Source organism: Paraliomyxa miuraensis (assembly GCF_026337845.1).
Lineage (GTDB): Bacteria > Myxococcota_A > Polyangia > Nannocystales > Nannocystaceae > Paraliomyxa > Paraliomyxa miuraensis.
On record NZ_JAOVZF010000154.1, the window covers coordinates 232,139 to 244,328 of the forward strand.

12 protein-coding genes are annotated in these 12,190 nt (G+C 70.1%); 7 read left to right on the plus strand and 5 right to left on the minus strand.

The window, feature by feature from the left end; genetic code table 11:
• Nucleotides 1-10 precede the first annotated feature (10 nt).
• The 3 genes from OEB96_RS23175 to OEB96_RS23185 all read right to left on the minus strand — a co-directional run bounded on the left by OEB96_RS23175 (nucleotide 11) and on the right by OEB96_RS23185 (nucleotide 3,028).
• Entirely contained in the window at nucleotides 11-928 is a 918-nt protein-coding gene (locus tag OEB96_RS23175) for a hypothetical protein (RefSeq protein ID WP_266218876.1), read from the minus strand.
• Between the two features lie 147 nt (nucleotides 929-1,075).
• On the minus strand, nucleotides 1,076-2,626 hold the full coding sequence (locus OEB96_RS23180) for a mechanosensitive ion channel family protein (protein WP_266218877.1): 1,551 nt from the start codon (nucleotides 2,624-2,626) through the stop codon (nucleotides 1,076-1,078).
• Between the two features lie 27 nt (nucleotides 2,627-2,653).
• Entirely contained in the window at nucleotides 2,654-3,028 is a 375-nt protein-coding gene (locus tag OEB96_RS23185; RefSeq protein ID WP_266218878.1) for a hypothetical protein, read from the minus strand.
• Between the two features lie 157 nt (nucleotides 3,029-3,185).
• Here OEB96_RS23185 and OEB96_RS23190 point away from each other — a divergent pair, with 157 nt between their 5' ends.
• The 7 genes from OEB96_RS23190 to OEB96_RS23220 all read left to right on the plus strand — a co-directional run bounded on the left by OEB96_RS23190 (nucleotide 3,186) and on the right by OEB96_RS23220 (nucleotide 9,974).
• On the plus strand, nucleotides 3,186-3,968 hold the full coding sequence (locus tag OEB96_RS23190; protein ID WP_266218879.1) for a hypothetical protein: 783 nt from the start codon (nucleotides 3,186-3,188) through the stop codon (nucleotides 3,966-3,968).
• Complete coding sequence (locus OEB96_RS23195; RefSeq protein ID WP_266218880.1) at nucleotides 3,965-4,738, plus strand: ABC transporter ATP-binding protein; 774 nt, start codon at nucleotides 3,965-3,967, stop codon at nucleotides 4,736-4,738. The genes OEB96_RS23190 and OEB96_RS23195 overlap by 4 nt, the downstream gene beginning before the upstream one ends.
• Nucleotides 4,735-6,462, plus strand: a complete 1,728-nt coding sequence (locus tag OEB96_RS23200; protein ID WP_266218881.1) for a putative ABC transporter permease subunit — start codon at nucleotides 4,735-4,737, stop codon at nucleotides 6,460-6,462. The genes OEB96_RS23195 and OEB96_RS23200 overlap by 4 nt, the downstream gene beginning before the upstream one ends.
• Nucleotides 6,463-6,527: 65 nt before the next feature.
• A complete protein-coding gene (locus tag OEB96_RS23205; protein WP_266218882.1) occupies nucleotides 6,528-7,208 on the plus strand; it encodes a hypothetical protein in 681 nt (226 codons plus the stop codon).
• Between the two features lie 56 nt (nucleotides 7,209-7,264).
• Entirely contained in the window at nucleotides 7,265-7,651 is a 387-nt protein-coding gene (locus OEB96_RS23210) for a TerB family tellurite resistance protein (RefSeq protein ID WP_266218883.1), read from the plus strand.
• Nucleotides 7,651-9,234, plus strand: a complete 1,584-nt coding sequence (locus OEB96_RS23215) for a serine/threonine-protein kinase (RefSeq protein WP_266218884.1) — start codon at nucleotides 7,651-7,653, stop codon at nucleotides 9,232-9,234. The genes OEB96_RS23210 and OEB96_RS23215 overlap by 1 nt, the downstream gene beginning before the upstream one ends.
• Before the next feature lie 110 nt (nucleotides 9,235-9,344).
• Nucleotides 9,345-9,974, plus strand: a complete 630-nt coding sequence (locus tag OEB96_RS23220) for a hypothetical protein (protein ID WP_266218885.1) — start codon at nucleotides 9,345-9,347, stop codon at nucleotides 9,972-9,974.
• Nucleotides 9,975-10,046: 72 nt separating this feature from the next.
• Here OEB96_RS23220 and OEB96_RS23225 read toward each other — a convergent pair whose 3' ends face one another.
• The gene (locus tag OEB96_RS23225; RefSeq protein WP_266218886.1) at nucleotides 10,047-11,003 is read right to left on the minus strand and encodes a hypothetical protein; all 957 of its coding nucleotides are present in this window, start codon (nucleotides 11,001-11,003) and stop codon (nucleotides 10,047-10,049) included.
• 143 nt (nucleotides 11,004-11,146) lie between these two features.
• Nucleotides 11,147-12,178, minus strand: coding sequence for a hypothetical protein (locus OEB96_RS23230; RefSeq protein ID WP_266218887.1), 1,032 nt, complete (start codon nucleotides 12,176-12,178; stop codon nucleotides 11,147-11,149).
• Nucleotides 12,179-12,190: the final 12 nt, after the last annotated feature.

Genomic DNA, 12,190 nt, shown 5'->3' on the forward strand with positions numbered 1-12,190 from the left:
CGGGGATCGATCACGCCGAGCGGGCGAACAGTTGCTGGGCACGTTCGACAGTGGCCGCACGGCGGAGCCATTGCGTGAGACGCACGTCGTCCGAGCAGCGATCGAGACGACGGCGCTGGGCAGGCGTGAGCGTGAGGCCTCGCGAGTCGAGCACCAACGCGATCGCCTGTCGCCGCTCGTCTCGACGGCCTCGCTCGATGCCCTGCTCGATTCCTCGTTCGATGCCTTGCTCGATTCCGCGTTCGAGTCCCTCGGCAAACTTGCGCCGGCCGATCTTGGTGAAGCAAATGCCAGGTTCGATTCCCATCTCTTCCTCGATTCCTTGCAGGGTCTTGGCGTGTACCGACGCCACGATCAGATCCATCAACAGGTTACTTCGTCCTTCGCCTCGGTTCATCCCGTCGAGCACTGCTTGGAGCGTGACCCGGATGAGTCGTTTCGAACCAGCTCGACGTCCATGCACCATCACCGCAAGGGTCGCAAGCGCCGGGTGTCGGCGAGCCTCGTCGGGTTCGAACGAGCGCGGGATCTGGTCCGGCCCGACGACCAACGGATGGAGCTTCATGCGCCCCCGGCCCAGATCGATGGGACGGCTCGCCCAGCGGGCCGTTCGTTGGTAGGGCGTGAGCACCACCAACGTCACCGGGCACCGCAGACGTGCACGGAGCCCCGCAACATGGAGCGGCCAGGTCCACCACTTGTCTTCGTCACGCTCGCGCTGGATCTCGCCAGCGACGGCCTCGTGCAGGGTGCCATCGCGGATACGCTGGAACACCGCCGTACCATCGACGATGTGGTCGGACGCGCGAAGCTGCCGGATCGTCTCGGGCCCTTGCAGAACCTGGAGGTCCTCGTCGACCTCCAGACCCAGGCAACGGCGCAGCAGCTCGGGCCAGAGCTCCGGGTTTTCGGCCACGAGCATGGTCATGCCTTGGTGGAGCACGGAAGGGGGCATGACCCGAACACCAGCAAGATCAGTTCCGGGAGGTGGTCTCAATGATCTCGATGCATTGCGAGCACGGTACTCGCGCAGTGGTCCGCCGGTTGACCGGGGGGTGGCCAACCGGTGGGCCACTCAGAGCGAGAAGAACTCGCGGATCTTGCCCAGCAGCTGCCCCGAGCGCTCGCCGTCCACTCCATCACCCACCTTCCGCGCCGCGGACTTCGAGCTCGCGCTGTCGATCTCCTGCTGCCGCGTCGCCAATGCCTCGCTGATCCGCTCCGCCAGCTCCGGCGATGCATCCAGGATCGGCGCCAGCGCAGCCTTGCCCACCACGAGCAGCTCGGTATCCACCAGCGTTCGCACGTTGGCATTGCGCGGCGCCCCGGTCATCAGCGACATCTCGCCAAAGAACGACCCCGGCCCGAGCCTTGCCACCTCCACGCTGTCCCCTCGCGGCGTGTGGTGCTTCTCGTCCACCGTCACCACCACCTGCCCGCGCAGCACGATGAACAGCTCGTCGCCGTGCTCGCCCTGACGGATCACCAGCTCACCGGGCGCATAGGGCCGCAGCTCCGTCGCCTGTGCCAGCTGTTCCTGCTGCTCCTGCTGCAGCGCACGACAGATGTCCACCCGCCGCAGCGCCCGCAGCCGCTCCGCCAACGCCTCGCGCTCGGTTCGCTTGCGCTGCTGCTCGTCCTCGGGATGCACCGCCACGTCCTGCACCGGGCGCGCCAGGGGAATCCCCGCCCGCCGCAGCGCCACCCAGATGCGCTCGCGCGCGGCCGAGTCGACGCGCTCCCGTGCCTCGTAGTCGTCGATGAAGTAGCGCACCCAGTACTGCATGCCGAAGTCGGTGAACGCCTCGGTCAATACGTCGGGCGAGGGCTCGAGCAGTACGCCATCGGTCTCGTGCAGCCCCGCCTCGATCGCGGCCCGCACCCGGTGCGGCGCCACGTCGCGCGGCACCGTGAGCCGCAGCCCCCGGCGGCTCACCGGCGTGGGCTTGGTGAAGTTGCGGATCGGCGCCTTGGCCAGCGGCCCGTTGGGGATCACGATCTCCACCTGATCGAGCGTGATCACCCGGGTCGCGCGCCAGTTGATCTCGACCACCCGCCCCACCACGCTGGGCTTCTCGTCGAACTGGATCCAGTCGCCGACCTCGAACGGATGCTGCGCCTGGATCGACAGCCCCGCGAACAGGTTGCCCAGGGTGTCCTGCAGCGACAGACCCACCACCGCGGTCAGCAGCGCCGACGTGGTCAACAGCGCCGACAGCTCGGCCCCCGCGGCCCGCAGGGTGGCCAGCACCGCGGTCACGTAGACCAGGCCCTCGAGGATGTCGCGAAAGATCTTGGGGAACGGTCGAGCCCAGCGCCGGGCGAGCAGCGAGTCGAGCACCAGCACGAAGCCGGCTCGACCCAGGCACGTCAGCAGCATCAACAACGCCGAGAGCTGGGCCAGGCGGTTCAGCCCGCTGCCCAGGGGGGTGACCGCAACCACCGCCACGCACGCGAAGTGGGCGACCAGCAGGCGAAACGGCCAGCGGATCAGCTCGCGCTGCGAGTAGGGCAAGAGCAGCCGCAGCGCCACGATCAACGCGAGGGCGATGAGCGACCCCAGCCCTTCGAACGGCAGCGCATCCCCCTCGAGCACCGAGCGCAGCGCGTCACCCAGCCACTGCATGGCGTCCCTCGGTGCCCCGGCGCTCGCCTAGACCGGCGGATGCGTGAAGGCGACCCACGCCGCAGCCGCACCCACCAGGGGCAAGAGCCACAGCCACACCTTGCCCAGGTCGGGGGTGCGCCGCACCACGGCCACCGCGGCCCCCAGCACCAGCCACAGCGCGAGCTTGATGTAGATCCACGTGGGCCAGCCGCTCATGATCCCCAGGCGAGCCATCAGGCCGAAGCCGGCCACGAACACCACGAGCAACGAGACACCGTGGGCGATCGTGAGCAGCTTGCGGACCGGCGCCACCTCCCGGTCGTCGCCGCCCCGCAATCCCAGCACGGCCATGCCGCCCAGGCTCGCGAACAAGAGCATGATGCCCAGCAGGTGGAGGACTTTGTAGACTTCGGTCGGCATGGGACGAGAGGCGAGGGCCGAGGGTAGCACCGAAGGCACCAGGGGGGCACGGCCGCCGCGGCGCGGCTCCCGGCGGCTGCGCCAATGGTTGCCTTGGCGGTTGCCTTGGCGGTTGCCCCAAGGCCTTCCGTGGTTCGACCTGCTCGGTATCCTGTGCGTGACTGCGTTCGCCGCGGTGCTGTTGCTCGACCTGCGGGCGCTCGGCCGCCCGCGAGACGAGGTCTCCCTGCACGTGGACCCGCAGGCGCTCGCCGAGGGCTTTCGCGAGGGCGTGCAGTGGTACGGGCTCTATCGCGGCGACGAGAAGATCGGCTTCTCTCGCACCGAGCGTCGGCGACGTGAGGACGGCTACCAGCTCATCCAGCAGCTGCGGCTGCGCCCCGGCACCAGCGACGCGGGCCCCACCGACCTCGAGGTGGAGACCGAACTCGATGCCGACTTCGCGCTGCGGCGGTTCTCGGTGCGAGCCGAGGGTGGATCGGTCCCGCTGACCGCCTGGGGCGAGCGGCGCGGCGACACGCTGCACGTGGAGGCCCAGGGCCTGCCGGGGCTGCCCGTGCTCGACCTGCCGCTGAGGGAGCCCCCGGTGTTCGACTTCAGCCTCGGCCCGCTGGTGATGAGCCACGACCTGCGACCCGGTGACGTGTTCTCGTTCACCCATGTCGATCCGATGGGCCTGCTCCCCACCGAGGGGCGCATCGAGTACCTGGGACGGGAGTCGATCGACGTGCTGGGCGAGACCACCATGGCGCATCACCTGCGGCAGGAGCTGCCCGGGGTGCCGCCGCTGCAGCTTTGGATCAACGACCTCGGCGAGGTGCTCCAGCAGGAGCTGCCGCTGCAGCTGCTGGCCGTGCGCGAGGTCGAGGCCCAGGCCTCCTACGGGCTGCTCGCCCCCGAGACGGCAGCGCCCGAGACCGCAAGGGAGGCTTCGCGATGATCGTCGTGCAGGACCTGCACAAGCGCTACGGTGACTTCGAGGCCATCCGTGGCCTCTCCTTCCACGTGCGCCACGGCGAGGTGTTCGGCTTCCTGGGACCCAACGGGGCCGGCAAGAGCACCACCATGCGGATCATCGCGGGGCTCATCCAGGCCACGGCGGGGCAGGTACGGGTCGACGGGCACGACCTCCGACGCGAGCCGCTGCGAGCCAAGGCGATCACCAGCTTCATTCCCGATCGTCCGTTCCTCTACGAGAAGCTCACCGCATTCGAGATGCTCGAGCTGCAAGGAGGGCTGCACGGGTTGGCGCGGGCCGAGATCGCCGCTCGCGGCGAGGCGCTCTTGCGCCGCTTCGAGCTGCACGAGTGGTCCGACGGGCTCATCGAGAGCTTCTCGCACGGCATGAAGCAGCGCCTGGTGTTCGCCACCGCCCTCTTGCCCCGCCCCCGCCTGCTCATCGTCGACGAGCCGATGGTGGGCCTCGACCCCCGCGGCGCCCGACTGGTCAAGGCCGTCCTGCGCGAGCAGTGCGAGGCCGGAGCATCGGTGTTCCTGAGCACGCACACCATGGAGGTCGCACAAGAGATCTGCGATCGGATCGCGATCCTCAGCCGCGGCACGATCGCGGCGCTGGGCACCATGGACGAGCTGCGTGCGCAAGCCGAGGAACCGGGCTCGTCGCTCGAGCAGATCTTCCTGCGGCTCACCGAGGAGGCCCAGCAGCAGCCCGATCCGCGCCACGGTGCCGCAGAGGAACCCTCGAAGTGATCGCCCTGCACCTGCTCCGCGCCAAGTGGCGCTCGCTGTGGAACCTGCGCCGCAGCGCCCAGATGGGTCCCAAGCGCCTGCTGGCCCTGGTGGTGATGGGGACGCTGGTCTGGGTGGGGATCCTCGCCGTCTCGCAGTGGTTCCTCGGCCGCGTGGTGGCCATCGAGCCCATCGGGGTGGTCATGCTCCGCAAGCTGCTCGAGCTGGTGGTGCTGTTCATCCTGTCGATCCTCACCGTCTCCAACCTCATCGCCGCCTTCAGCACGTTCTTCCTGGCCGACGACCTGCCCGCGCTGGTGGCCCGGCCCGTGCCCGCCAATGCGCTCTACCTGGCGCGCTCGTGCGAGAACTGCCTCTACGCCTCGTGGATGACGGTGACGTTCTCGGCTCCGTTCTTCCTGGCCGCGGGCCTGGTGATGCACGCACCCGCGTCCTATCACCTGACGTGGCTGGCCGTGCTGCCGCTCTTGGCGGTGATCCCCACCACCCTCGCGGTGATCGTGGCCATGCTGCTGGGGCGCGTGCTCTCGGCCCGCCGCACCCGACAGCTGTTGATGCTGCTGGCCACGGTGGTGTTCACGGTGTTGTTCGTGCTGTTTCGTCAGCTCGAGCCCGAGCGCTTCGTCGATCCCGAAGAGCGGGCGCCGCTGCTCGACGTGCTGAGCCAGGTGCAGAGCAGCCCCACGCCCTGGCTGCCCAGCGCCTGGGCGGCGGACGCCCTGTGGGCCCAGCTCTCGCCCGTGGGCCAGGCGATGGGCCACCCGCTGCTACGTCTGCTCACGGGCGCACTGGCGCTGGTGTTCGTGGCCGGCTGGGTGTTTCGGGCGTTGTTCCCCACCGCGTTCTCCCGCGCCCAGGAGGGCCAGGGGCGCCGGCTCGACGAGCGCCGCTCGAGCGCCGCGGCCCGCCCACGCCGCGAGCTGGCCGCGCTCGCCCGTGCCCTGGCCGCACGAGGTGGCCACGAGCGACCAACCCGAGCCCTCGCCCGCAAGGATCTGCGCGTGTTCCTGCGCGACACCACCCAGTGGACACAGATGCTGCTGCTGGTCGCGCTGGTGGCGATCTACGTGGTCAACTTCAGCTACATCCGCTCGGCCGGCGACAGCGGGATCATCCCGCGGCAGGGCCTGCACTTCATCAACCTCTCGCTGGGTGGCTTCGTGGCGGTGGCCGTGTGCGTGCGGTTCAGTTTTCCGGCCATCTCGCTCGAGGGACGCGCGTTCTGGATCGTGCTCCGCGCTCCGATCCCCATGCACGAGGTGCTGCGCGGCAAGTGGCGCTCGCTGGCCCTGCCGCTTTCCAGCCTCATCGCGCTGCTCGTGTCGGTGACCAGCCTGTGGCTGGGATCGGGGCCGCTGCTGACCGCGCTGGCCGTGCTCACGGTGGTGCCGCTCACGGTGGGCCTGTGCGGCCTCGCGCTCGGCCTCGGGGCTCGATTCCCCCGCTTCCACATCGACAACGCGGCCAAGATCGCCACCGGGCTCGGCGGCGTGCTCTACATGCTCGGGGGGCTGCTGTTGCTGCTCACGGTGGTGCTCTTGGCGGTGGCCCCCACGCTGGGGCTGATGCAGTGGCTCGAGCACGGCTACATCGCCCGCGATGGCCTGTGGCGCGGGCTGGGCGTGCTCGCGGGCGTGATCGCGCTCGCGCTGCCGCTGGTGGTCGGGCACATCGCCGTGGCACGAGGCGCGCGGCACCTGCAAACCCACGGCATCGACGCGTGAGCCCCCTCGCACCGAGGGCGGTGCCCGGCCGGTAACGAACCGGACCAAGGCACGTACTGGCCGCCGTGCGGACCTCACCCTCCTTGGCCTCCCTGCCCTTGCTCGCGCTCTGTCTCTCCCCGGGTTGCGGTGACGACTCGACCCCGGGCGACGGCTCGTCGGGCGACGGGCCGACCACCACGGCGTCGAGCGACGACCCCTCGTCGACCACCGACTCCACCGACTCCACCGACCCGACCGCCTCGACCGATGGCCCCGGCCCCACCTCGGGCTCGACCGGACCCACCAGCGACACCGAGCCGGATTCCTCGGACACGACCGGGAGTTCCACCGCAGAGCCCGTCGATCAGGTTCCCCCCACCAACCGCGCCGAGCTGGTCCCCTGGCTCGAGAGCGGCGAGTATCAGGGCTGGACCAGCGAGTCCGGCATCCACCCCTCGGCCGGGCCCCACGGCGCCGGCGTGCTCACGTTCGTCAACGACGCCTTGCTCGCCTCGCTGGAGGCCGCCAATCCCGCGCACCCCCAGGACGCGGCCACGGTCAAGGAACTCTACGATGCCGGGGGATCGCTCGTCGGCTGGGCCGTCATGGTCAAGATCCAGCCCGACAGCGCGAGTGGAGACGGCTGGTACTGGTACGAGGTGGTCGACACCACCGTCTACGCCGACGGGACCGGCGAAGCGCTCTGCACGGGGTGTCACAACGGCGGCGTGGATTACGTACTCACGCCGTTCCCGCTCCAGTGACGCGAGCGGAAGCGGGTTCCCGTCTCGGGCTGCATTGGCTACCCTCGCTCCCCATCATGAGCGCCCAAGCCGAGCTCGCCCAAGCCCTCGCGTTCCTCTACGTCACCTTCGGCCACGCCACCGATGGGACCCTGACCCAAGAAGAGATGCGCACGCTGGCCGCCAAGCTCGGCACGCGAGCCCCGGAGCTGACGCTCGAGGATCTCGGCCAGGTGCTGCGCTCGGCGGTCAGCGCCTTCATGGCCGTGCCCACCCGCGAGGCGAGGATCTCCACCGCACAGACCCACGCCACGATCCTTCGCGACGCCTGCGACGACGCGATGCGCCGCGCGATCCTCAGCGACCTGGTGGAGATCGCCAAGGCCGACGGTCAGGTCTCGGACGAAGAGCTCGCGTTCATCGACCAGACCGCCGCGACCCTGGGCGTCCAGCGCGAGGGCTGATGTCCCCCGCCCCGCCGTCCGAACGCCACACCGAGCTCGACGACTCGGCGGAGCCCGCCCGCGACCCCTTCACCGGTGCGGGTCACATTGGCCACGATGCGGCTCGGATCGGACGCTACTGCATCCTCGAGCGGATCGGAGCGGGCGGCATGGGCGAGGTCTACGCGGCCTACGACGAGCAGCTCGACCGCAAGGTCGCGGTCAAGGTCCTCCACCGCGAGCGCGGCACGTCCGAGACGGCCCAGGCCCGGCTCCACCGCGAGGCCCAGGCGCTCGCCCGCCTGTCCCACCCCAACGTGGTCGCGGTCTACGAGGCGGGGATGCACGAGGGCGAGGTCTTCCTCGCCATGGAATTCGTCCGCGGTCGCACCTTGCGAACCTGGCTGCGGGAGCGCCCGCATACCTGGGGCGAGATCCTCGAGACCTTCGTCGCCGCGGGCGAGGGGCTCTGGGCGATGCACGAGCTGGGTCTGGTGCATCGCGACTTCAAGCCCGACAACGCCCTCGTCGACGGGCACGAGCGCATCCGCCTCATCGACTTCGGGCTGGCCCAGCACTCGCAGCGCCGCGCCCACGATGACGACCCGATCGAGCTCACCCCGCGGCCGGACGAGTCGCTCGCCCTCCCTCGCCTGGCCTCGCTCACCCGCACCGGCGCCATGGTCGGCACGCCGATGTACATGGCGCCCGAGCAATTCGAGCGCAAACCCGCGAGCACGGCCAGCGATCAATTCGGCTTCTGCGTGGCCCTCTACGAGGCGCTCTACGGCATTTCACCGTTCGAGGGCAACACCGCGGCCACCCGCGGAGCCGCCGTACTGCACGGCGAGCTGGTCCCGCCACCGTCGGGCACCGCCGTTCCGTCGGCGGTGCTCGCCGTCGTCACGCGAGGCCTGCGACGCGACCCCGCCGAGCGCTGGCCCGACATGCGACAGCTGCTGGCCGCGCTGCGGGGCCTGCTGGCCAGCTACGAGCCCGACCTGCAGGACGTCAGCTCCAACCGCTCGCGAGGCCGCATCCTCATCGCCTTTGCGGTGCTCGGGGCGCTGGCGCTCCTGACCTTTGGCGTGCTCACCTTCACCGGGGCCATCGCGTTCACCCCCGCCAGCCTGACCGTGGTGCAGGGGGCGATCCTGGCGCTCACCGGGGGGGCCGCCTTCGTCACTCGCACCCGCTGGCTCGGCCACCGCACATCCCGTCGCGTGGTCGCGTTCCTGCTGCTGATGCTCACCCTGTACTTCGTGCAGAACCTGGTGGGCTGGATCGTGGGCCGCAGCGCCTATCACACCTACGTGGGCATCTCGGTGAGCACGGTGCTCATCAGCCTGTTCGCCACGCCGCTCCTGGTCAACTCGCTGTGGTGGTGTGCGCTGTGGGTCGCGGCTTGTACGGTGCTGATGCTCGTGGACCCGCCGCGCTACTTTGCCTACTTCTTGGTCGCGACGTTCGGTGCCGCGATCATCGGGGCTCGCATGGCTCCGCGGCGCTCGGTCGATCGCTGGATCCGTCATGCCGCCAGCCAGGGCAGCAACACCTCGCAGACGGGACTTCGCTCGTCGCCCCCCGTGCGGCGACACGGATGAGCGTGCGGCTCGATGCCCCCACCCCCACGCACGGCCGCGGGCGCGGAACGACGACCTCGCGCATCGGCATGAATTCCCCGATCGTGGCCGGTTTCTCGTATCCTGCCACCATGATCCATCCGCGACTGACTCAACGACTGGCACCACGACGACTTGCATTGATCCTTGGACTCGGGCTCGGCCTGTCGTCGTCCGCGTGTGGCGACGATGGCAGCACGGCCGAGGGTGGCTCGGGCAGCAGCGATACCGGCGGCACCGAGGGCAGCACCACCATGATGCCCACCACCACCACGACCACGACGGCCATGACCGACTCGATGGGCACGATGGGCGGCACGGGCTCCACCACCAGCGACCCCACCACGGGCAACGTCGACTCGTCGGGCACGAGCACCACCGACCCCGGCACGGACACGGGTGAGAGCAGCAGCTCGGGCGGCATGCCGGCGACGCCCTATCCGCCCTGCATGGGGATGGACGACCCGCCCTGCCCCGATCCCTACGACCACTGCTACATGTACGTGGAGCCCGAGTTCAGCGTGTGCAGCCAGATGTGCAAGGAAGACGGCGACTGCCCCCTGCCCGACAGCGGCGACGCGTTGGCCGTGTGCGGCGGGCCCATGGCGAACGAGTGCGTGCTCGATTGCGGCAACGATGCCACCTGTCCCGACGGGATGGAGTGCGTGCAGGTCGGTGGTGGTGGCGGCGGCGGGATCTTCCGCTGCGCCTGGCCGGCCTGAGCCGCACCATGGGTCGGGGCCAGCTCCAGCGCATGGCCCCGTCCCGGCGGCTCGTCGGGAGCCGTCCGGCCTTCAGCCGCACGAGCCGCACAGGAACAGCTCGACGAAGATCGCACACACCGCGTCCCACTGGGTGGTGCAGCAGAAGTCGTCGATGAAGCACACGCAGTCGGCGATCGCCTGGTCGTCGCAGCCGGGGCCGGCCTGGGCCGAGCAGCAGGTCGAGGTCCCCGGTGGCGGCGGTGGCATGGCGCCACCACAGTCGCCGCAGCCGAACATCGCCACCTCGTCCACGCACAGCGAGTCCCAGGTGCTGCTGCAGCAGTAGGCGTCCTGCATGCACACGCACGACTCGATGGCCGGGTCGTCACAGCCGGGGGTGCCGTTGTCCATGCAGCAATCGCCATCGCCCCCGAGCGGCGGACCGCCCGAGTCGCCCGAATCGCCCGGCGGTGGAGGAGGGCCTCCGCTCTCGCCGACGCCGGCACAGTGACCACACCCGAGCGCCTCCACGGCCGAGGCGCAGACCTCCTCCCACCCGCTGTCGCAGCAAAAGGAGATCTCGGTGCACACGCAGGTCTCCACGGCGTCGTCGTTGCAGCCGGGCTCGCCGTGGCCGATGCAGCAATCCTGTTCCTCGGGAGGCGGAGGCGGTGGAGGTCCCGAGTCGGGATCCTCACCGGCGTCGAGCGGCCCCCCGTTGCAGAAGCCACAGCCGAGGTCGTCGACCAGCGACACGCACACGTCCGACCAGTCGCTGGTGCAGCACGCGGGGGCCTGGTTGCAGATGCACGACTGCACGACCTGGTCGTTGCAGCCCCCCTCGGCATGCGGAACGCAGCAGCCATCGACGGGCACGTTCCCCGAGTCGATGCCGAAGGTGGCGGGCCCATCGTCGACCGTGCCCCCTCCCGGGCCCGGCGGGGGCGGCCACGAGGGCACGCCGGTGGTCTCGGCCCCCTGGCTGCACGCGGCCAACAGCACCATCAGCACCGGGGCGGCCAAGCTCCGCCTGCGAATCATGTTCATGTGGGCCCCAGCTCCATGCGGCCTCGGCATCATCCCACATCTGCTGGCCGTTGCACGAGCGGGAGCCTCGAGCGCGTCTTTGCGCTCCCGCGTCGCTTCCGCACTCGCGATGGCGTGCTCGGGCGCGCGACCCTTCGCTCGCCCTAGCAGCTGCCGCAGCCGAGCGACTCCACCTCGCCCACGCAGGTGAGATCCCAAAACACGTTGCAGCAGTAGTCATCCACCGCGCACACGCAGGCCTCGACGGGGTCGTCGGGGCAGCCGGCGCCCGCCTGCTGCTGGCAGCACGCCGAAGGGCCTCCGCCTCCATCGCCCCCGGTGCTCCCGCCCCCGGTGCTTCCACCGCCTCCGCAGGTGCCGCAGCCGAACGAGTCGACCTCGTTGACGCACACGCCGTCCCACTCGGTGTCGCAGCAGTAGGCATCCTGACCGCAGACGCAGGCCTCGATCGCCGCATCGTCGCAGCCGGGCGAGCCATTGGGCGCGCAACAGTCTCCCGTGCCGCCGGGCGGGGGACCGCCACCGCCCGTGTCGTCTCCCGGCGGAGGCGGGCCTCCGCCCGTGTCTCCGGCGGGCGGGGGTTCGCACGAGCCGCAGCCGTTCAGCTCGAGGATCGCGACACAGCCCGCGCTCCACTGCGAATCGCAGCAGGTGGGATCCGCATCGCACACGCAGGCCTCGATCGCTGCGTCGTCGCAGCCCGGTGTCCCATGCGGAGCGCAGCAGTCTGCGTCGTCACCCGCAGGCGGCGGTGGCTCGTCGTTGCAGTGGCCACAGCCGAGCTGCTCGATGAGGGCCGCGCACGCTTGATCCCACTCGGACTCGCAGCACCACGGATCGCTGGCGCACACGCACAGCTCGACCGGCTTGTTGTCGCAGCCGGGTGAGCCGTTGCCCACGCAGCAATCGCCATGGTTGTCGGCCGGCGGTACGCCACCGTCGTCACCCGGCGGCGGAGGACCGCCACCATCGAGATCGGCGCTGGGGTAGTCGTCGGTGTCGGCCTCGGTCTCGCCCTCGTCGTCCCCGTCGTCTCCCCCTCCGTAGGGCTGGCTGGCGTAGGGGTGGTAGTCGTTCATGCCGCCGCTGCACGCCGTCAGCGAGAGCCCCGCTGCCATCGCCATCCCGATCCCCAGGATCGTCCACCCCCGCTGCTTGGTCCCTGCGCGTCTCATCGGTCGCCTGCT

What these genes read in the sequence shown, in the direction of transcription:
- OEB96_RS23175 (WP_266218876.1), bottom strand. Translation starts at nt 928, where the DNA reads ATGACCATGCTCGTGGCCGAAAACCCGGAGCTCTGGCCCGAGCTGCTG.
- OEB96_RS23180 (WP_266218877.1), bottom strand. Translation starts at nt 2,626, where the DNA reads ATGCAGTGGCTGGGTGACGCGCTGCGCTCGGTGCTCGAGGGGGATGCG.
- OEB96_RS23185 (WP_266218878.1), bottom strand. Translation starts at nt 3,028, where the DNA reads ATGCCGACCGAAGTCTACAAAGTCCTCCACCTGCTGGGCATCATGCTC.
- OEB96_RS23195 (WP_266218880.1), top strand. Translation starts at nt 3,965, where the DNA reads ATGATCGTCGTGCAGGACCTGCACAAGCGCTACGGTGACTTCGAGGCC.
- OEB96_RS23210 (WP_266218883.1), top strand. Translation starts at nt 7,265, where the DNA reads ATGAGCGCCCAAGCCGAGCTCGCCCAAGCCCTCGCGTTCCTCTACGTC.
- OEB96_RS23215 (WP_266218884.1), top strand. Translation starts at nt 7,651, where the DNA reads ATGTCCCCCGCCCCGCCGTCCGAACGCCACACCGAGCTCGACGACTCG.
- OEB96_RS23220 (WP_266218885.1), top strand. Translation starts at nt 9,345, where the DNA reads ATGATCCATCCGCGACTGACTCAACGACTGGCACCACGACGACTTGCA.
- OEB96_RS23225 (WP_266218886.1), bottom strand. Translation starts at nt 11,003, where the DNA reads ATGAACATGATTCGCAGGCGGAGCTTGGCCGCCCCGGTGCTGATGGTG.
- OEB96_RS23230 (WP_266218887.1), bottom strand. Translation starts at nt 12,178, where the DNA reads ATGAGACGCGCAGGGACCAAGCAGCGGGGGTGGACGATCCTGGGGATC.